The sequence below is a fragment of the Janthinobacterium sp. SUN137 genome, assembly GCF_030587265.1.
Lineage (GTDB): Bacteria > Pseudomonadota > Gammaproteobacteria > Burkholderiales > Burkholderiaceae_D > Janthinobacterium > Janthinobacterium kumbetense.
In genome coordinates, this window is the sequence record NZ_JAPWHZ010000002.1 from 1,198,356 (window position 1) to 1,218,305 (window position 19,950).

Here is a 19,950-nt window from a genome sequence, read left to right on the forward strand (position 1 = left end):
CAGGAAGAATATGATGAACAAGCAAGATTATCTCGACGCGCTGCGGCGCGCACTGGCGGGCTTGCCACCGGATCTGGTGGCCAAGACCCTCGATTATTACGAACAGACCTTCATCGAAGGCGCTGCGGCCGGCCGCAGCGAGCACGAAATCGCCGACGACCTGGGCGACCCGAAAAAAATCGCCCTCACCTTGCGCAGCAGCACCCATCGCCAGGCTTTCGAGCAAAAGAAAACGCCCGTCAACCTGCTGCGCCTGCTCGTCTCGCTGGTGGGACTGGCCATCTTCAACCTGTTCATGGTCGTGCCAGCCGCCGTCTACGCGGCCCTGCTGGCCACCCTGTACGCCGTCGGCCTGAGCTTTTACCTGGCCGGCATCGCCATCACGGCCAGCGGCTTGTCCGGCGCCAACGAACTGGTGCTCGACGGCCCCCTGCGCCACGTCTTCATCCATGACGATGACGGCGGCGAAGGCGGCGAACGGCGCGAAACGCGCATCACCATCGGCGACACGGGCATCGAAGTCGACCACGTGCCCGGTCCCGTCAAGGCCGAGTCCACACCCGAGGCACCGGGCGCCTCATCGCGCATGATGGAGCGGGCCGAAGCGCTGGCCGGCGGCGGCATCCGCATCTCCACCGACATGGACCGCGATGCGCGCACCACGCAAACCGTGTTTGGCGTGGGCATGCTGCTCGGCGGCATCGCCATCTTCCTGCTCAGTCTGGTCGTAACGCGCTATACCTTGATCGGCATCAAGCGCTACGTTGCCATGAATGTTTCCCTGCTCAAAGGTCACTAGAAAGGCTGCCATGAAACGCTTGCTCAAAGTTGGCCTGTCCATGCTCTTGCTGGCACTGGTCCTGATCGCCATGTCGTATGCGGCGCTGCGCGCCAAGGGAATCAGCAATCCCAGCAGCGCTGCCGGCCGCGCCGTGCGCAGCGAAACGCGCCCGATTTCCGCCGATATCACCAGCATCGACCTGGCCGGCCCCATCGACCTGGTGCTGCGCCGCGGCGCCACGCCATCGCTGAAGGTCAGCGGCGAACAGCGTTTGCTGTCGAACGTCGACACCACGCAGGATGGCACGACCGTGCATATCGGCCCGAAAGGCATGCTGTTCCACCATCGCCAGCCGCTGCAGGTGGAACTGGTGCTGCCGGCCCTCGTGCGCGTTGAAGTGCACGGCAATGGCGACAGCAAGATCACGGGCTTTTCCGGCGACAGTTTCATCCTGGAATTGACGGGTTCCGGCGACGTCAGTTTCACGGGACGCTACAAGCAGGTACAAGCCACCGTCAACGGCAGTGGCGACCTCGACATCAATGCCGGCAACAGCGACAGCGTGGTGCTGGAAATGGTAGGCTCCGGGCGCATCGCCGCCAGCGGCAACACGAAATTCCTGCGCGCCGACCTCAGCGGTTCAGGCGACATCGATGCCGAGCACCTGGCCGCCGACAAGGCCAGCGTCAGCCTGCAAGGCTCGGGCACGAGCACCGTCTTCGTGCGCGACGCCGCCAACCTGACCGTGCGCGGCAGTGGCGACATCCACGTCCACGGCAACCCGCGCCAGCGCGAGACGCAGAAGAGCGGCTCGGGCGACATCATCTGGCACTGATGAGGACAACCGCTCACAATCGACTGCGCGGCGCGATTTGCAGCTGGCGCTGCTCGCTACGATGGTGAGCGGCGTCGTGGCGCCAACGATTCAATGCCGTTGTGATTTCAAGAATTCTCTTCCAGCCATGCCACGGCCTGCTCGCCGGCCGCCTTGCCTTGCGCCAGGCAGGCCGTCAGCAGGTAGCCGCCCGTCGGCGCTTCCCAGTCCAGCATTTCCCCCGCCAGGAACACGCCCGGCATGGCACACAGCATGCTGCCATCGATGCCTTCGAAGTCCACGCCGCCGGCGCTGCTGATGGCTTCATCGATGGGGCGCGGACGCTGCAAGGTGACTGGCAGCAGCTTGATGGCGGCGGCCAGCTTGGCTTCGTCGGCAAAGTCGGCCGCGCTCAGGCATTCGCGCAGCAAGCCCGATTTCACGCCCTTGATGCCCAGGCGGCTGTTCAGGTGGCTGGACATGGAGCGGGCGCCGCGCGGGCGCGTCACTTCTTCGAACACGCGTTCATGACTGTGGTCGGGCGCCAGGTCGAGCCAGATGGTGGTGCTGCCCTCGGCGGCGATCTGCTCGCGCAGCGCGGCCGACAGCGCGTAGATCAGGCTACCCTCGACGCCGCCCGCCGTGATGACGAACTGGCCCTGGCGCTTGATCGTCAAGCCATCGATGTCGCGCGCCGTGATGGCCACGGTGGTCAGCGGCTCGCCCGCATGACGGCTGCGGAAATACTCGCTCCAGTCCACGTCGAAGCCGCAATTGGCCGGCGCCAGGGGCGTCACGGCCACGCCGCGCCCTTGCAGCAGCGGCACCCAGGCGCCATCCGATCCCAGCCGCGCCCAGCTGCCGCCGCCCAGCGCCAGGATCACGGCGTCGAAAGCGAATAGCCGTTCGCCGTCCGGCGTGGCGAAGGCCAGCCGGCCGTCTTGCCAGCCCGTCCAGCGGTGGCGCATGTGAAATTGCACGCCTGCTTCGCGCAGGCGGTGCAGCCAGGCGCGCAGCAAGGGCGCCGCCTTCATGTCGGTCGGGAAGACGCGGTTCGAGGAGCCGACGAAGGTTTCCACGCCCAGACCGTGCACCCAGTCGCGCACCTTTTGCGGGCCGAACTGGTCCAGCGCCGGTTTCACCCGGTGCGCTTGCCTGGCGTAGCGCGAGACAAAGGCCTGGTAGCCTTCCGCATGCGTGATATTCATGCCGCCCCGCCCCGCCAGCAGGAATTTGCGGCCGACGGACGGCATGGCGTCGAACAGCTCCACCCTGGCTCCCTGGTCGGTGGCCGCCTGGGCGGCCATCAGGCCGGCGGGGCCGCCGCCGATGACGGCGATGTGAAACGGAGGGGAACTGGTTTGGGTCATGGCGAGCTGGAAAGACGGTGAAAACCCCGGCATTTTAGTCGAGATAAGGCCGGCGGATGGCAAGAAGGCCGAAAAATGATGCATACTGCGCGGACATGCTGCAGCGATCGGCACTTCGACTTCACGAGACAACGCGACGACAAGAGGAGAAACACATGGGCGCAGGATTCTGGATTTCCCGTTATTTGCTGGCCAGTTCGATTTTATTCATCATCCTGACGGTGGTCGAGTACAGCAAGGGCACCACCAGCCGCGCCGACATCCTCAGCGCGCTGGCCTGGTCGCTGGTGGCGTCAGCCATCTTCATCGGCTCGAAATACTGGCGCTACAAGAAAGCCATCGCCTGCGCCACCTGCGGCGATACCACGGCCAGCAAGCCGAAAACCAAGACGCCATGAAAAAACGGCCACTTCGATGAAGTGGCCGTTTCATTTGGCGCGCGGGATCAGCCGCCCGTCACGGGCGGGAAGAACGCCACTTCGTCGCCGTCGCCTGTCACGGTATCGGCATCGCACATCACCTGATTATGCGCCATGCGCAGCGCGCGTCCCTGCGCCAGCGCATATTCCCAGTTGCCGCCGCGGGCGATCAGCAGGGTTCGCACCTCGCCCACCGTCAGCGGCCCGGCCACTTCCAGTGCTTCTTGGCCCGTGCCCACCAGCTCGCGCACGCTGGCAAAAAATCGCAGATTGATCTTCATCAAGACTTCCTTAGTACAGCAATTCGTTAAACGGGATAAACCGCAGCATGTCGCCGCGCGCGATCGACAGCCCCGGCGGGCAATCGATCAAGCCGTCGCCCCACACGGTGGACGTCAGCACGCCCGAACTCTGGTTGGCGAACAGTTCCAGCTCGCCCTCGTCATTGACCTTGGCGCGCAGGAATTCGTTGCGCTTGTCCGCCTTCAGGCGTTCAAGCGCGGCCGGCAGCTTGTAGCTGCGCGGCGCCAGGCTCCCCGCCACGCCCTGCAGGCGCAGGATGAACGGACGCACGAACAGCAAAAAGGTGACGAAGCTGGAGACGGGATTGCCGGGCAAGCCGACAAAGAACGCGTCCTGCACTTCGCCAAACGCCAGCGGCTTGCCCGGCTTGACGGCGATCTGCCACATGTTCAGGCGCCCTTCCGCTTCCACGGCCGGCTTGATATGGTCTTCCTCGCCCACGGACACGCCGCCCGAAGTGATGATCAAATCATTGCCCTGGGCCGCCTGGCGTAGCACGGCGCGCGTCGCGTCCAGGCTATCGGGCACGATGCCCAGGTCCGTGATCTCGCAGCCCAGATTTTCCAGCAAGCCGCGCAAGGTAAAACGGTTGGAGTTGTAGACGGCGCCCGGCGCCAAAGGCTCGCCCGGCATGGCCAGCTCGTCGCCCGTGAAGAACACGGCCACGCGCAGCTTGCGCAGCACCGGCACTTGCGCCAGGCCCACCGAGGCGGCCAGGCCCATTTCCTGGCTGCGCAGGCGCCGGCCGGCGCCGAGGATCTCGCCGCCGGCGCGGATATCCTCGCCCTGGCGGCGCACCCATTCGCCCGCGTGCGGCACGTGATTGACCGTCACCACGCCATCAAGCAAGGTGCACTGCTCCTGCATCACGACGCAATCGGCGCCGTCCGGGATCAGGGCGCCCGTGAAGATGCGCGCCGCCGTCCCCGGCTGCAAAGGCTGGCCCACGTGGCCGGCCGCGATGCGCTGCGACACGGGCAGGCTGGCCGCGCCGCTGGCGCAATCCTGCGCGCGCACGGCGTAGCCATCCATCTGCGTGTTGTCGCGCTCGGGCACGTTCAGGGTCGACGTTTGCGCGGCCGCCAGCACGCGGCCGTTGGCGCGCATGGTGTCGACCAGCTCCACGTCGGCCACCGGGCGCGCCGCGCCCAGCATGAAGGCTTGCGCCTCGGCCACCGACAGCATGGGTTTACGTACAGTGCTCGCGTCTGTCATCACAGTCCCGTGTTCGAGGCGATGTACGCCTTCATTTTTTCCACGTCCGCATCCATCACGACGAACTTTTGCGGCAAGTCTTCGATGTTCTCGAAGCCGGCCGGGCGTTCCGCATCCACGCCCAGCGCTTCGAGGATGGTTTCGTTGAACTTGGCCGCCAGCGCCGTTTCCAGCACGATCATCGGCACGTTCGGCTCCAGGTGCTCGCGCGCCACCTTGATGCCGTCGGCCGTGTGCGTGTCGATGGTGATACCGTAGTCGTCGGCCACGTCGCGGATGGTGTCGAGGCGGTCCTGGTGCGTGGACTTGCCCGACTTGAAGCCATATTTGGCCACCAGCTTGAACTCGTCGCCATCGCTGCCCGGCTTGCCGGACAAGTCGAAGCCGCCGTGCGTTTCCACTTTCGTAAACAGCGCGCGCACGCGCCCGCTATCGCGGCCCACCAGGTCGTAGACGAAGCGCTCGAAATTCGACGCTTTCGAGATATCCATCGACGGGCTGCTCGTATGGTACGTTTCGGCGGACTTGCGCACGCGGTAGACGCCCGTGCGGAAGAATTCGTCGAGCACGTCGTTTTCATTCGTCGCGGCCACCAGTTTCGAGATGGGCAGCCCCATCATGCGGGCGATGTGGCCGGCGCAGATATTGCCGAAGTTGCCAGACGGCACCGTGAACGACACTTTCTGCTCGTTGCTGGTGGTGGCCGCCAGGTAGCCGCGGAAGTAATACACGACCTGCGCCACGACTCTTGCCCAGTTGATGGAATTGACGGTGCCGATCTTTTGCTTCGCCTTGAACGGCAAGTCGTTCGACACTGCCTTGACCATGTCCTGGCAATCGTCGAACACGCCTTCGACGGCGATATTGTAGATGTTCGGGTCTTGCAGGCTGAACATCTGCGCCGTCTGGAACGCGCTCATTTTCTTGTGCGGCGACAACATGAAGACGCGGATGCCCTTCTTGCCGCGCATCGCGTACTCGGCCGCGCTGCCCGTGTCGCCCGACGTGGCGCCGAAGATATTGAGTTCGGCGTCGTGCTTGGCCAGCGTGTATTCGAACAGGTTGCCCAGCAGCTGCATGGCCATGTCCTTGAAGGCCAGGGTCGGGCCGTTCGACAGCGCCTGCAGGATCAGGGTGGTCTGGCCGCCCTTGACGACGTTTTCTTCGAGCACGCGCAGCGGCGTGATGTCGGCCGCGTTTTCGCCGGCGCGGGCGTTCTTGTAGACTGCCTTGGTATAGGTTTTCGCCGTCAGCGCCTTCAGGTCCGCGGCCGGGATATCGGTGGCGAACTTCTTCAGGATTTCGTAGGCCAGGTCGGCATACGACAATGTGCGCCAGGCGTTCAGCTCGGCACCAGTGACTTGCGGGTAGTGTTCAGGGAGATACAGTCCGCCATCGGGGGCCAGGCCGCCCAGGAGGATGTCGGAGAATTGCTGCGGATTCATTGGCGCTTTATCAGCGCGGGTAGACACGTAGTGCATAGATTTGAAGAGTCCAGTTGAGCTGAGTGCGGTTGATCATGAATGGCAGCGGATATTATAGTGCCAGCCGCCGTCCAAGGCGAATCGCGTGGCATTTGCCCGGGCACCGCCGTCCTGATACGAGCGGCGACTGTTGCCAAACGACACACCTTGTCGCACGGCAACTGTATCATGGCCGCTTTCCAGACCAAGCGGGCGCCAACCCTGCCCATGACGACCATGCCACAGCCATCCCACACGAAGCGTGACGATTTTCTCAAGCAGGACGATGTACGCGGTTTTATCGACTGGCTGGCGGCCGAACTGCCGGTCAAACGCTTTCAGCTGAAGATGGCGCGCAGCCGCTTCGTGCCGGGCGGCCTGGACGTGCAGGCGACGGGCCTGGAAGCGGTGCTGGGGCACTATGTGTGGAACACCCGCTGGACCGATGCGCGCGGCAAGGCGGTCGTCTCGGGCAACTGGCGCGAGACGACCGCCTCGCTGGGCCTGCTGCGCGGCTGGCTGAAGGACGCCATCGCGCGGCAGGATGAAGACCAGGTGCTGGCCGCCTGCCTGGCCATCCTCGAATGGGGCGGCGTGCGCGGCGCCATCGTCTTCCTGAAGCGCCTGCATGCGCAAGGCCGCCTGGCCGCCTACTTCACGCGCCTGGCGCCATTCATGTCGCTCGACTCGGATGCGCCGCTCGATGCGCTCGATACGGACAGCGTGGAGCGCTTCGACGCGGGTCTGACCAAGATCCACGCCCTGTTTGATGACAGCGGCTCGCCCATCTACGACAGCCGCGTGGGCGCGGCCATGGCCATGCTGTATGCGCAGTACCGCAGCCAGGCAGGCGCCAAACTGGCAAAGAAACACTGGCTGGCCTTCCCCTCGGGCGCCGCGCGCGGCAAGCAGATCCGCAATCCCAAGGGTATCGACAGCGGCTTTGCCGGCGCACCGCAATTCTTTGGCAAGGCCGTGTCGTGCCAGGACTGGGCGCAGTGGCAGGTCAAGCTGGGCTGGATCCTGCGCGCCGTGCTGGAAAAGTGCGACTGGTTCAAGGCGGACAGCGCCGACATGGCCGCCCGCTGCCATGCCTTCGAAGCGAGTTTGTTCATGCTGGGGTATGACTTGCGGTGTTTTGGTCCAGCAGATACGGTTGCAGCCACGATGCCGGCGGTAGCCAAATCAGGAACATTCGGAGCCGTACCTAGCGGCCACCCTTTTTCGACCGTACTCACTTACTATACCGCCTATCGTCGCCAGGGCGGCCAGCCAAGCTCTTCCGCGTTTTCCAAATGGCTTACGAACAACTATAAAACAAAGACGCTGAAGGAAAGTAGTGCAAACAGCTATTGTTTTCCTTTGGCAAAGGGCGAATTCGGCCTCCATGAACGATCAGTTGCTGACCTGGAGTGCATCAGCGCTGGTGGCGAAGCTGGCCTATACATGGCTGTCGGCAGTAAAGATGCGTACAAGGAAAGTGACGAACGCGAACACATTTGTCTTTTTGACGCACTGCTTGCAGGACGAGTTGCCCACCTAACGGATAATGCCCGCGAAGCATTATTGATGGAGCGAGGCTATGCCGGAACAGAAAACTCGGCCGACACTTTGTATCGTGTAGGCCTCAATGTCGGTAGACATTTTGGCTTGCTCGACAAGAATGGTGCACCCACAGCATTTTATAACGACTACTTCGGCAACTGCCTGAACGACCTGTAATATCAAAAAATCCGGCGCGCGTGCTGGCGCGTGCGCCGGATTTGCGCCACACTGGTACCCGTCGGCCCGCCTCCGGGTCATTCATGGAACCGGCCATGTCGCTGAGTAAAAAACCGTATTTGCAAAGCGCCGCGCTGCGCCCTGACGCCGTCGTCGACCTGGACCACTATCCGTTCACCATTCCCGCCATCCGCGATTTCGTGCACATGGACTTCCACCGCGACGTGACGTTTTTCGTGGGCGAGAATGGCAGCGGCAAGTCGACCATGCTCGAAGCGCTGGCCGTGGCCCTCGGTTTCGGCAAGGATGGCGGCACGCGCAACGTGCGCATCGCCCTGCCGTCGGACGAGGAATCGGGCTTGCACGCGCACTTGCGCCTGAGCAAGAGTTATAAAAAACCCGAGGACAGCTATTTCCTGCGCGCCGAAAGCTTTTTCAACGTCGCCACCTACATGGACGACATGCCGGAATACCTGGCCAGCTACGGCGGCAAGTCGCTGCACGCGCAATCGCACGGCGAAGCGTTCATGGCCACCCTGATCAACAAGCTGCAGGGAAAAGGCTTGTACCTGCTGGACGAACCCGAGGCGGCCCTGTCGCCCAGCCGCCAGATGGCAGCATTGTCCGTGATCCACCAGCTGGTGCAGGACGACTCGCAATTGATCATCGCCACCCATTCGCCCATCCTGCTGGCCTACCCGAATGCGAAAATCCTCAGTTTTACGGGCGGCGGCATCCACGAAGTGGCGTATGAAGACACGGAACACTACGCCGTGACGCGCGATTTTTTGAATAACTACCCGAGAAGGCTGGAGCAGTTGTTTGAGGAGGAGTAAAGCTGCCGGCTTGCGCACTGCGGCAAGCCGACATGCACGATGTTAGGGAATCGTACGGGACGTCGCCCTCAGCATGCGGCGTGGTTCACGGTAATGACATGAACTGCCAGCCCGCCCAAGGACGTTTCCTTGTACTTGTCCTGCATGTCCGCGCCCGTCTGGCGCATGGTCTCGATGACTTCGTCGAGGCTGACGAAGTGCGTGCCGTCGCCCTTCAGCGCCAGCGAAGCGGCCGTGATGGCTTTCACGGCGCCCATGCCGTTGCGCTCGATGCAGGGAATCTGCACCAGGCCGCCGATCGGGTCGCACGTCATGCCCAGGTGGTGCTCGATGCCGATTTCGGCCGCATTCTCGATTTGCTCATTGGTGCCGCCCAGGGCCGCCACCAGGCCGGCCGCCGCCATGGCGCACGCCACGCCCACTTCGCCCTGGCAACCCACTTCGGCGCCCGAGATCGAGGCATTGCGTTTGCACAACATGCCGATGGCGGCTGCCGTCAGCATGAAGCGGCGCACGCCGCCGACCGGGTCGCTGGGGCGGCAATCCTGCGCGTAGTAGCGCAGCACGGCCGGGATGATGCCGGCGGCGCCGTTGGTCGGCGCCGTCACCACGCGGCCGCCCGCCGCGTTTTCCTCGTTGACGGCCATCGCGTACAGGCTGACCAGGTGCACGGCGTCGTGCGGCAAGTCGTTGGCGCGGTTATCGGATGCTTTCGCTTCCTGCGCCAGGCGCCACAATTTTGCGGCGCGGCGCTTCACGTTCAAGCCGCCCGGCAGGTTGCCCGTCGTTTCCAGGCCGTGCGCGATGCAGTCGCGCATGACGTGCCAGATACGGTCCAGGCCCTCGTTCAATTCATCGTCGCTGCGCTTGACGCATTCGTTCGCGCGCAGCATTTCCGGGATCGACAGGCCGCTTTCCACGCCGTGCGCCAGCAACTGCTCCATGGTATCGAAGGGGAAGACGACCCGCGCGCTGGCGGCCGACTCCACGGCCGCCTCGGCCTGGGCCTCGCCCGCTTCGCGGATAAAGCCGCCGCCGATCGAGTAATACACTTTGTCGACGCGGCTGCCGTCCGCCAGTTTCAGGGTAAAGCGCATGCCGTTCGGATGTTCGGGCAGGGATTCGCTCTTGTGCCAGATCAAGCCCGTGGCGGCCGTAAACGGCACCACGTGCGTGCCCAGCAAGGCGATTTCACCGGCCGCCTCGATGGCGGCCAGCTTGCTGTCGACGGCATCGGGCGCCACGTCTTGCGGCGTCTCGCCCATCAGGCCCAGAATCACGGCCTTGTCCGTGGCATGGCCCACGCCCGTCAGCGCCAGCGAGCCATACAGGGCCGCCTCGACGCCCACCACCTGGTCCAGCGGACCGTATTCGACCAGAAAACGCCGCGCCGCCACCATCGGCCCCACCGTGTGGGAACTCGACGGCCCGATGCCGATCTTAAACAGGTCAAATACGCTCATGTCCATGTAGTGTCTCTTTATATTAGTATGTTTTTATGAATGCCGGTGCTGGATTCAGGCTGCCTTGGCGGCATGCCCCACGTCGACATTGGCCAGCATGTCCGTGACCATCTGCTCGACGCCGATCTGCGCCTTCCAGCCCCAGTCGGCGCTGGCCTTGCTGTCGTCCAGGCTTTGCGGCCAGCTGTCGGCGATGGCTTGGCGGCTGTCCGGCTTGTAGCTGATCTTGAAGTCCGGAACCATGCGCACGATGGCCTTGGCCAGCTGCTCGGGGTTGAACGATACGCCGGCCACGTTGTACGAGGAGCGGATCTTGATTTGGGCCACAGGCGCATCCATCAGTTCGATGGTGGCGCGGATGGCGTCGGGCATGTAAATCATCGGCAAGGTGGTGTTCGCATCGAGGAAGCAGTCATAGCGCTCGCCGCGCAAGGCCGCATGGAAGATGGCGATGGCGTAATCGGTGGTGCCGCCGCCCGGAGGCGATTTGTAGCTGATGATGCCCGGGTAGCGGATGCTGCGCACGTCGACGCCGTACTTGTTGAAGTAGTACTCGCACAGGCGCTCGCCGGCCAGCTTGCTGATGCCGTACATCGAGGTCGGGTCCATCACCGTCATTTGCGGCGTGTTCACCTGCGGCGTGTTCGGGCCGAAGGCGGCGATCGACGACGGCCAGAAGATGCGCAGCGGCTTGCCCGCTTCGCCCCGCTCGCGCGCCAGTTCCAGGATATTGAGCAAGCCGTCCATGTTCAGGCTCCACGCCTTCAACGGCGCCGCTTCGCCCGTGGCCGACAGCATGGCCGCCAGCTGGTACACCTGGGTGATGCCTTCGTCGGCGATGATCTTCGCCAGGCCGTCCTTGTCCAGCACATTCAATTGCGCATAGCGCTTGGCCTGGTACAGATTATTCGTGCCGATGTCGCTGGCGATGACGTTGTCCGCGCCGTGCTGCTGCGCCAGTGCGCCCACCAGTTCACTACCGATTTGGCCGTTTGCGCCAATGACTAAGATGCGTTCCATGCTATTTTCCTGAATTCCTGTTAGTTGGTAGTGGTAGTCAGCAAACCGAGTTCCTTGCCAGCCTGCTCGAAGGCGGCCAGCACTTGCACCAGCTGTTCGCGGGTGTGGGCGGCCGACAGCTGCACGCGCACCCTGGCCTGGCCCATCGGCACGACCGGGTAGAAGAAGCCCGTCACCAGCACGCCCAGTTCATACAGGCGGGCGGCGAATTTCTGCGCCACGGGAGCGTCGAACAGCATCACGGGAACGACGGGATGGGTGCCCGGCTTGATGGTGAAGCCGATGCGCTCGATTTCGCTGCGGAAGAAAGCCGTGTTTTCATGCAGGCGGTCGCGCAGTTCCGTCGACTTGGCCAGGCGCTCCAGTACCGACAGCGAGGCGCCGGCGATCGATGGCGCCAGGGTGTTCGAGAACAGATAAGGGCGCGATTTCTGGCGCAGGGTGTCGATGACTTCCTTGCGTGCCGACGTGAAACCGCCCATGGCGCCGCCCAGGGCCTTGCCCAGGGTGCCCGTGATGATGTCGATGCGGCCCATCACATTGTGGTGTTCGTGCGTACCGCGGCCCGTCGCGCCCATGAAGCCGGAAGCGTGGCATTCGTCGATCATCACCAGCGCACCGTACTGGTCGGCCAGGTCGCAGATCTTGTCGAGTTGCGCGATCGTGCCATCCATCGAGAATACGCCGTCCGTGACGATGACTTTATGGCGCTTGCCGGCGGCAATCGCCGCTTTCAGCTGCACTTCCAGGTCGGCCATGTCGTTGTGGGCGTAGCGGTAGCGGCCAGCCTTGCACAGGCGGATGCCGTCGATGATGGAAGCGTGATTCAGCGCATCCGAGATGATGGCGTCATTTTCATCGAACAGGGGCTCGAACACGCCGCCGTTGGCGTCGAATGCGGCCGCGTACAAAATCGTGTCTTCCGTGCCGAGAAAAGCGGAAATCGCCTGTTCCAGTTCTTTATGCACGGTTTGCGTGCCGCAGATGAAGCGCACGGACGACAGGCCGTAGCCATACTTTTGCGTGGCGGCAATAGACGCTTCCTGCGTCTGCAGGTCGCCGGACAGGCCCAGGTAGTTGTTCGCACACATATTGATCTGGGTACGGCCATCGTCGCACACCACTTCAGCGCCCTGGCGCGAGGCGATCACGCGCTCGGGCTTGTACAAGCCCTGTTGGCGCAGTTGATCGAGATTCTGTTGCAGACCGCTGAAAAAGGTGTTCTTCGCTTGCTCGCTCATGATGATCCTTGTGTGTCCCTGTTGTATGTGTGCTATCCGGGTGAGCTCAGTTGCCATAGGGAAAGGCGCCCGCTTGACCGGTGCGCGCACAATGCTGTACCGTGAAGCGCTGTTTGAAGTCTACACGTTTCCGTGTTTTTCCTCAAAATCCACTATTTCGAACTGAAATTCAATATAGTGGATATTACCCAAGCCTTTTGAACTTTGCAAGCCACCTGCCGATGAAAACCAGCGTTTCGACCAATTCTCCGCCCGAAGTGGGCGCCACCCTGCAACGGCTGCGCCTTGCGCGCGGCCTGACACTGGAGGATTTGTCGCGCATCGCGGGCGTCTCGAAGTCCATGCTGTCGCAGATCGAGCGCGAAAAGGCCAATCCCACCATCGCCATCACGTGGCGCCTGGCCAACGCCCTGGGCGTGCAGATCGGCGAATTGCTGTCCAGCGCGGAAAAAGCCGTGGAAACCATCCGCATCACGGACGCCCACGAAACCCCCACCCTGCCCGGCGACCACGCGGGCTACGTGCTGCGCATCCTCGGACCGATGGAACTGGCCGGCAAATATGAATGGTATGAGGTGACCCTGGCGCCGGGCGGCGAGCTGGCGTCGCAGCCGCACGATCCGGGTACCACCGAACATTTGACGGTGATCCATGGCAACCTGGAACTGGAAGTGGGGACGGCGAAGAAAAAGGTCAAGAATGGCGGCACGGCCAGGTATCCGGCGGACTTGCCGCATACGATACGCAACCTGAGCAAGACGGAAGGAAAAGCGCTGCTGGTGGTGATCCACCGCTAGTGGCCACCAGCAACGCGGCGTACGGCTCCGGCGTCAGACCTGGCGCTGCCGGCGCTTCCTGCTGACAAAGCCGAGCAATGCCAGGCCGCCCAGCAACATGCCATAGGTTTCAGGCTCCGGCACGGCGCTGAGCGGGTCGAGGCGGATCACTTCACAAAAGCGGTCGTTGCAGCGGCTGGCGGCGATCTGGCCAGCCTCGTTGATGCCATTGACTTGCAGATTGCGCCAGCCTTCCATGCCATCGACCAAGTCGGCCAGCATATAGGTGTTGCCATTCATATTGATAATGGATTCCGCACCTGAAAGGCTGATGCCCACCACGTTCCCTTTGCCATCGATCCCGAGCGCTTCCGACATGGAGTTGATCCCGCTCCAGCTGCCGTCCACCATCTTGAAGGCGCGGTAGGGAACCGGCCAGGGGGCATTGCGGAAGTACTGGTTGAACACGATTTCTCCAGCATTGTTAATCCCTCGCATATTCACCTCGGCGTCTCTGATCGTGGGCGTGATGTCTCTCATCACACCATTCTCATAGAGATAACCGTGCTGCTTGCCGCCGGCCGTCAAGGAGTTGCCGACGATGACCCCATGATCATTGATTGCTGAAACACCACTCCAGGCGCCGCCCAGCGTACCGAGGGGAGTAATGCCCGATGCGGAATCGTACAGATAGGCGTTGGTGCTGCTGGCCTTGGTCTGGCTGTCGACCACGGTGGCGCCAAACGCGACTTTCCCCGACGCATTAACTTGACCGCCCCACGACACCTGGCCGGGAATATCCAGCGACGTCAGGGTGTTGCCCGACTGCAGTTGCATGTGCAAGGTGCCATCGGCGGCGGTGGAGCGCAGCAGCAAGTCTCCTGCAATATTGCCGCCACGCAGCATATTCGTTGCCTGAGCCGCAGGCACGGCCGTCACTGCCGAGCCTGAGGTGCCGTACCACATGTCCACGCCATTCAGCTGAACATAGCCATACAGTTCGCCCAGCGCCGTGATGCCGCCCCACTGCAAACGGCCAGTCGAGGGGAGCGCAAATGTTGTCGAAGAGAAAATCGGTGCAGGTGCAGGCAGGATTTGTGCAAACGCCGTCGTTGTCGCAGCGCTCAACAGCAAGAAACACAGGGTTTTATGTATCGGTTTCATTGTCAATTTTCCAATAAAATTAACAAGATAATCGATAATATAAAAAAGGTAAACCTTTTTGACAACTTTGATGCAAGATAAGCATCGATGGCTCCCATTGCAGGGGCCAGCAGTGTGCAATAAGCCCTTATGCCCATGCTAAGATTTCGGACTAGACAAGATTTCCACTGCCCTTCATGGAGCCTTACCGATGACGATTTCCGACAGCACCACCACCTTCCACAACAAGAAAGTCGTCCAGTACGACCCTGACCTGCCCTTCGACGCCTCGCCCGACATCGTCTACCGCCTGTCGCTCGAGTACGACGACAAGCGCAAGATGGACGAGCTGATCGCCGGCTTCCTCGCCAAGGCGGACCAGAACGCGCTCGCAGCGCTGATCATCGGCATGTGGGGCGACCCGTACGAATCGGGCGCCGACGAAGTGATCGCCGCGCTGATCGCCCACGCGCCGCAACTGCCCAATGTGCGCGCCCTGTTCATCGGCGACATGACGTACGAGGAATGCGAAATCTCGTGGATCGTGCAAGGCAGCTACAAGCCCCTGCTGGACGCCTTCCCGCAGCTGGAAGAATTGCGCATCCGCGGCGGCAATGAGCTCGTCATCGAACCGTTCGCGCATCAGCACCTGCGCCGCTTCACCATCGAAACGGGCGGCCTCGATCAAAAGATCGCCGAAGCGCTGGCGCAATCGAGCATGCCGCAGCTGGAACACCTGGAACTGTGGCCGGGCACCGAGGAATACGGCTTCTCGGGCGACGTCGACCTGTACCGCAAGGTGCTGGCGCAGCTGACCGTGCCGACCCTGCGCTACCTGGGCTTGCGCGACGCGGAAATCGCCGACAACCTGGCCGTCTGGCTGGCGGAAGAGCCGCTGGTGGCGCAGCTCGACACGCTCGACCTGTCGCTGGGCACCATCGGCGACCTGGGCGCCGTGGCCGTGCTCAATCACACGCAGCTGGGCAAGCTGAAACGCCTGGACCTGTCGCACCACTACATTTCCGAGGAAAACCAGGCGAAACTGAAAGCGTTGCCCTTCGAGGTGGTGCTGGACGACCCGCAGGAAGCGGACGAAGACGACGGCGAAAGCTACCGCTACGTGGCCGTGGGCGAATAAGCGGAGTCTTTTCCTTTGGCTACACCCCTCACCCTGCTGGCCGGCGCCGGCAGCAAGCGCGTGCGCCTGATGCAGGCGGCGCGCGCGCAACTGCGCCTGCCGCCCGCGCAGGTGCTGGAATGGCGCCACTGGCTGGCGCAGCCGGCGCTGCTGGCAAACGCCCTGCGCCAGCCCGGCCTGTTGAAGATCGAGCCGCCTGGCGACGATCCCGCCGCCCATTTTCTCTTGCTGCAGGCGGGCTGGCGGCGGCTGGACCGCGCCCCCGCGCGTGCGCCCGAACATGGCGAGCTGCTGGCCATGGATGCGTGGTTTGCGGGCTTTGCCAGCGCCATGCAAGACTTGGCGGGGCAACTGGCGGCCTTGCCGCACATACGCGTCTTCAATGCGCCGGCCGAAATTGTCCGCATGACGGACAAGCTGGCCTGCCAGCGCCACCTGGCCGCGCACGGCGTCGCCATTCCCCCCCTGCTCGGCCCCGTGCATGGCTACGAGCACCTGCAAGCGCTGCTGCGCCAGCATGACCTCGACCGCGTGTATCTGAAGCCGCGCTACGGCTCGTCCGCGTCCGGCGTCGTCGCCTACCGCAGGAACAGGGCAGGACGCCAGCAAGCCACCACCTCGGCCGCCTTGCAGCATGGGGATGGCGCGGCGCGCCTGTTCAATGTCAAGCGCATGGCGCGCTATGACACGCAGCACGACATCGCCGCCCTCGTCGACGCGCTGGCCGCCCAGGAACTGTATGCGGAAACGTGGCTGAACAAGCCGCGCTGCGGCGACAGCCACTACGACCTGCGCGTCGTGACCCTGGCGGGCCAGCCCGCGCACCGGGTGGCGCGCATCGGACGGCACATGATGACGAATCTGCACCTCGACAACCGGCGCGGCGAGGCATCCGGCCTCTTGAACGCAGCCGACCTGGCGGCACTGGAAGCGGCCGCCGCCCAGGCCGCGCGCGCCTTCCCCGCCAGCCACGTGACGGGCTACGACCTCGTCGTGCGCCAGGGTCAGGCCCACGTGCTGGAAGCGAACGCCTTCGGCGACCTGCTGCCAGGCCTGCTGTGGCAAGGCGCGGACACCTATGCGGCGCAATTGACGCAACTGACACATGCTTAAAGATACACCGGACACACCGGCCATCCCCGACATGCACGCCATCGTCGGCAGCCACGATATCGTCTTCCTCACGCTCGACACCCTGCGCTTTGACGTGGCGCAAGCCCTGTACGATGCAGGCGAATTGCCCGTGCTGGGACGTTTTTTACCGCCGGGCGGCTGGGAACGGCGCCACTCGCCCGCTACGTTCACCTATGCCGCGCACCAGGCCTTCTTCGCGGGCTTTTTGCCCACGCCGGCCGCGCCGGGCCGCCATCCGCGCCTGTTCGCCAGCGCGTTTGCGGGCAGCGAAACGACGTCGAAGCACACGTTCGCCTTCGCGGAAGCAGACCTTCCCGCCGCGCTGGCCGCGCGCGGCTACCGCACCATCTGCATCGGCGGCGTGGGCTTCTTCAACAAGCAAACGGCGCTGGGCACGGTACTGCCGTCGCTGTTCCAGGAAAGCCACTGGAGCGCGGGCATGGGCGTGGCCAGCCGCCATTCGACGCAAAAGCAGGTGGCGCTGGCCATAGCCCGCCTGGCGGATGGCGATCAGCGCACTTTTTTGTTCATCAACGTGGCCGCCCTGCACACACCGAACCGCGCCTACCTGCCCGGCTGCCGCGCCGATTGCCTGGACAGCCACGCGGCAGCGCTGCGCTATGTGGATGGCGCGCTGGCGCCCCTGTTTGCCGCCTGCGCCGCGCGCGCGCCCACGTTCGCCATCGTCTGCTCGGATCACGGCAGCGCCTATGGCGAAGATGGCTACCGCGGCCACCGCATCGCCCACGACAGCGTGTGGAACGTGCCATATGCGCACTTCTTCATCGCCCCCGATACACCTCCCAAGGAGTCCCCACCGTGAACCCAGCCGAACAACCTGGCACCCTGGCGCAGCGCATGCGCCACACGCCCTATCAGGCGTATTCGTATTCGTATCCGCACAAGGCGGCCTACCGCGCCTTGCCGCAGGCGGCGCCGCTGGCGCCCCTGTGGGCGCGGCAAGACCGCTCCGCCCTGTTCGCGTACATCCATATTCCATTTTGCGAGATGCGCTGCGGCTTTTGCAACCTGTTCGCCATGGCCCGCCCCGGCGCCGACATGGTCGAACGCTACGTGCGGCAAGTGCTGGTGCAGATGCGCGCACTGGCCGGCGCGCTGGGCGAACGGCGCTTCGCACGCTTCGCGCTGGGCGGCGGCACGCCCACCTATCTGTCGCCGGCGCAGCTGGACACCCTGCTGTGCGGCGCGCGCGACATCCTCGGCATCGATTTGCAGGCCACGCCGGCCGGCATCGAAGCGTCGCCCGAAACCATCACGGCCGAGCGCCTGGCCGTCTGCCGCGCGCACGGCATCGACCGCGTCAGCCTGGGCATCCAGAGCTTTGCCGCCGGCGAGATGCGCGCGCTGGCGCGTCCCCAGCAAAACGCCACCGTCCATCACGCCATCGGCCTGATACGCGCGGCCGGCTTTCCCACCCTGAACCTGGACTTGATCTACGGCATCGCGGGGCAGACCGTCGCCAGCCTGCTGGCGTCCATCGACAGCGCGCTGGCCTTCCGGCCCGAGGAAATCTATCTGTATCCGCTGTACGTGCGCGAGCAGACGGGCCTTGGCAAGATCGCGCGGCGCAAAGGCGCCGATACACTGAACCCCATCATGCTGGCGCAGGACGGCGACAGCCGGCTGGCCCTGTACGCGGCCGCGCGCGACCATTTGCGCGCGCAAGGCTACGAGCAGGTATCGATGCGCATGTTCCGCGCTCCCCATGCGCCGGAACAAAACGGTCCCTCGTACTGCTGCCAGAATGACGGCATGGTGGGCCTGGGCGCGGGCGCGCGCTCCTACACGGCCAGCCTGCATTATTCGAGCGAATACGCGGTGGCGAGAACTGAAACCATCGGCATCATCGACAACTACCTGGCGCTGGACGAGGAACGCTTCGCGCAGGCCGAACACGGCTACGTGCTGGGCGAGGAAGAACAGCGCCGGCGCTACGTGATCCAGTCGCTGCTGACGGAACCGGGCCTGGACCGCGACGCCTACACGGCGCGCTTCGGCACGCGCTGCGAGATGGATCTGCCGCAGCTGGCCGAACTGCACGCGCTGGAGCTGGTGCAGGAGGATGGTCCGCTGCTGCGCCTCAATGACCGCGGCTACAGCTATGCCGACACCATCGGCCCGTGGCTGGCCTCCGAGACGGTGCGCGCGCTGATGGCGCAAGAGGGCCAGGCGTGCTGACAACGCCGCCCGGCACTCTGTCCCTGCTGTACCGGGGCACGCTGGCGAGCTGCAATTACGCCTGCGGCTACTGCCCGTTTGCCAAGAAGCGCGACAGCCGCGCCGCGCTGGCCCGCGACGCGCGCGAAGTAGCGCGTTTTACGGATTGGATTGCGCGGCAAACGCGCCCCATCGGCGTGCTGTTCACCCCCTGGGGCGAAGCGCTGGTACGGCGCCACTACCGCGCGGCCATGCAAACCCTGGCCGCACTGCCGCACGTGCGCCAGGTGGCGCTGCAAACGAATCTGTCCGGCCCCCTGAACTGGCTGCAGGGGATGGATGGGCTGGAAAAGATCGGCCTGTGGTGCACCTACCACCCGGACCAGACGACACTGGCCCGCTTTCTCGAACGCTGCGCGCGCCTGGACGCCATGGGCGTGCGCTATTCCGTCGGCGTCGTGGCGATGAACGAGCACCTGGACGCCATCCGCGCCCTGCGCGCGGCCCTGCCCGCGCATGTCTACCTGTGGCTGAACGCGTACGACCGGCGTGGTCCCGGCTACTACGCGGTGGAAGACCTGGCCTGGCTGGACGCCGTCGACCCGTGGTTCGCGCAAAACCGGCGCCCTTCGCCGTCGCGCAATAAACCGTGCCTGGCGGGCGAGGCGTCGCTGTCCGTCGATGGCGACGGCGAACTGGCGCGCTGCCATTTCGTGCCCGAGCGCCTGGGCAACCTGTACACGGACGACCTGGCGGACATGCTGCAAGAGAAATCCTGCCCCCGCTTCAAGTGCGATTGCTATATCGGCTATGCGCAGCGCAAGGATTTGCCGTTCCAGTCCACGTTTGGCAACGGCGTGCTGGCGCGCATCGCGCCTTTGCACCGGACGTAAAAAAGCGCGGGCCAACGGCACCCGCGCTGTTTACCTGAACA

At 63.9% G+C, this 19,950-nt stretch carries 19 protein-coding genes; 11 read left to right on the forward strand and 8 right to left on the reverse strand.

Annotated features, from left to right (window positions below):
- The first annotated feature begins 10 nt into the window (after positions 1–10).
- Together O3298_RS13540 and O3298_RS13545 are read left to right on the forward strand one after the other, a co-directional pair.
- Positions 11–799, forward strand: a complete 789-nt coding sequence (locus O3298_RS13540; RefSeq protein WP_289898080.1) for a DUF1700 domain-containing protein — start codon at positions 11–13, stop codon at positions 797–799.
- Between the two features lie 10 nt (positions 800–809).
- Entirely contained in the window at positions 810–1,616 is an 807-nt protein-coding gene (locus O3298_RS13545; RefSeq protein ID WP_289905143.1) for a head GIN domain-containing protein, read from the forward strand.
- Positions 1,617–1,723: 107 nt separating this feature from the next.
- On the opposite strand, the gene O3298_RS13550 is transcribed toward O3298_RS13545, so the two are convergent.
- Complete coding sequence (locus O3298_RS13550) at positions 1,724–2,965, reverse strand: TIGR03862 family flavoprotein (protein ID WP_289909727.1); 1,242 nt, start codon at positions 2,963–2,965, stop codon at positions 1,724–1,726.
- A gap of 155 nt (positions 2,966–3,120) precedes the next feature.
- Between O3298_RS13550 and O3298_RS13555 the strand changes: the two genes are divergently transcribed.
- The gene (locus O3298_RS13555; protein ID WP_289898082.1) at positions 3,121–3,363 is read left to right on the forward strand and encodes a hypothetical protein; all 243 of its coding nucleotides are present in this window, start codon (positions 3,121–3,123) and stop codon (positions 3,361–3,363) included.
- A 47-nt stretch (positions 3,364–3,410) separates the two neighbouring features.
- On the opposite strand, the gene moaD is transcribed toward O3298_RS13555, so the two are convergent.
- From moaD to thrC, 3 genes are read right to left on the reverse strand one after another with little or no spacing between them, the layout of a single operon-like run.
- Positions 3,411–3,665, reverse strand: coding sequence for a molybdopterin converting factor subunit 1 (gene moaD, locus O3298_RS13560; RefSeq protein ID WP_289909725.1), 255 nt, complete (start codon positions 3,663–3,665; stop codon positions 3,411–3,413).
- Positions 3,666–3,675: 10 nt separating this feature from the next.
- Positions 3,676–4,902: a gephyrin-like molybdotransferase Glp gene (gene glp / locus O3298_RS13565; protein WP_305059652.1), complete on the reverse strand. Its 1,227-nt coding sequence runs from the start codon at positions 4,900–4,902 to the stop codon at positions 3,676–3,678.
- Positions 4,902–6,383: a threonine synthase gene (thrC, locus tag O3298_RS13570; RefSeq protein WP_305059654.1), complete on the reverse strand. Its 1,482-nt coding sequence runs from the start codon at positions 6,381–6,383 to the stop codon at positions 4,902–4,904. Before thrC ends, glp begins: the two co-directional genes overlap by 1 nt.
- 171 nt (positions 6,384–6,554) lie before the next feature.
- Here thrC and O3298_RS13575 point away from each other — a divergent pair, with 171 nt between their 5' ends.
- On the forward strand, positions 6,555–8,087 hold the full coding sequence (locus O3298_RS13575; RefSeq protein WP_289909718.1) for a hypothetical protein: 1,533 nt from the start codon (positions 6,555–6,557) through the stop codon (positions 8,085–8,087).
- A gap of 95 nt (positions 8,088–8,182) precedes the next feature.
- Entirely contained in the window at positions 8,183–8,923 is a 741-nt protein-coding gene (locus tag O3298_RS13580) for an AAA family ATPase (protein WP_289915184.1), read from the forward strand.
- 68 nt (positions 8,924–8,991) lie between these two features.
- Here O3298_RS13580 and O3298_RS13585 read toward each other — a convergent pair whose 3' ends face one another.
- Genes O3298_RS13585 through kbl form a run of 3 tightly spaced genes read right to left on the reverse strand, consistent with a single transcriptional unit; the run spans position 8,992 to position 12,647 of the window.
- Complete coding sequence (locus O3298_RS13585) at positions 8,992–10,392, reverse strand: L-serine ammonia-lyase (RefSeq protein WP_289905150.1); 1,401 nt, start codon at positions 10,390–10,392, stop codon at positions 8,992–8,994.
- A 48-nt stretch (positions 10,393–10,440) separates the two neighbouring features.
- Positions 10,441–11,406, reverse strand: coding sequence for an NAD-dependent epimerase/dehydratase family protein (locus O3298_RS13590; RefSeq protein WP_099664155.1), 966 nt, complete (start codon positions 11,404–11,406; stop codon positions 10,441–10,443).
- 20 nt (positions 11,407–11,426) lie between these two features.
- Complete coding sequence (gene kbl, locus O3298_RS13595) at positions 11,427–12,647, reverse strand: glycine C-acetyltransferase (RefSeq protein ID WP_305059655.1); 1,221 nt, start codon at positions 12,645–12,647, stop codon at positions 11,427–11,429.
- A 221-nt stretch (positions 12,648–12,868) separates the two neighbouring features.
- On the opposite strand from kbl, the gene O3298_RS13600 reads away from it, so the two are divergent.
- Positions 12,869–13,444 carry a helix-turn-helix domain-containing protein gene (locus O3298_RS13600; RefSeq protein WP_305059656.1) on the forward strand — a complete coding sequence of 192 codons (576 nt, stop codon included), beginning with the start codon at positions 12,869–12,871 and terminating at the stop codon, positions 13,442–13,444.
- A gap of 33 nt (positions 13,445–13,477) precedes the next feature.
- Here O3298_RS13600 and O3298_RS13605 read toward each other — a convergent pair whose 3' ends face one another.
- Complete coding sequence (locus O3298_RS13605) at positions 13,478–14,587, reverse strand: PEP-CTERM sorting domain-containing protein (protein WP_305059657.1); 1,110 nt, start codon at positions 14,585–14,587, stop codon at positions 13,478–13,480.
- Positions 14,588–14,777: 190 nt separating this feature from the next.
- Between O3298_RS13605 and O3298_RS13610 the strand changes: the two genes are divergently transcribed.
- The 5 genes from O3298_RS13610 to O3298_RS13630 are packed head-to-tail and all read left to right on the forward strand — an operon-like array spanning position 14,778 to position 19,909.
- Positions 14,778–15,704: an STM4015 family protein gene (locus tag O3298_RS13610; protein ID WP_305059658.1), complete on the forward strand. Its 927-nt coding sequence runs from the start codon at positions 14,778–14,780 to the stop codon at positions 15,702–15,704.
- Positions 15,705–15,719: 15 nt separating this feature from the next.
- Positions 15,720–16,817: an STM4014 family protein gene (locus tag O3298_RS13615; protein WP_305059659.1), complete on the forward strand. Its 1,098-nt coding sequence runs from the start codon at positions 15,720–15,722 to the stop codon at positions 16,815–16,817.
- Positions 16,810–17,661: an STM4013/SEN3800 family hydrolase gene (locus O3298_RS13620; protein ID WP_305059660.1), complete on the forward strand. Its 852-nt coding sequence runs from the start codon at positions 16,810–16,812 to the stop codon at positions 17,659–17,661. Before O3298_RS13615 ends, O3298_RS13620 begins: the two co-directional genes overlap by 8 nt.
- Positions 17,658–19,037: an STM4012 family radical SAM protein gene (locus tag O3298_RS13625; protein WP_305059661.1), complete on the forward strand. Its 1,380-nt coding sequence runs from the start codon at positions 17,658–17,660 to the stop codon at positions 19,035–19,037. The genes O3298_RS13620 and O3298_RS13625 overlap by 4 nt, the downstream gene beginning before the upstream one ends.
- Positions 19,031–19,909, forward strand: a complete 879-nt coding sequence (locus tag O3298_RS13630) for an STM4011 family radical SAM protein (protein ID WP_305059662.1) — start codon at positions 19,031–19,033, stop codon at positions 19,907–19,909. The genes O3298_RS13625 and O3298_RS13630 overlap by 7 nt, the downstream gene beginning before the upstream one ends.
- The last annotated feature ends 41 nt before the right edge of the window (positions 19,910–19,950 follow it).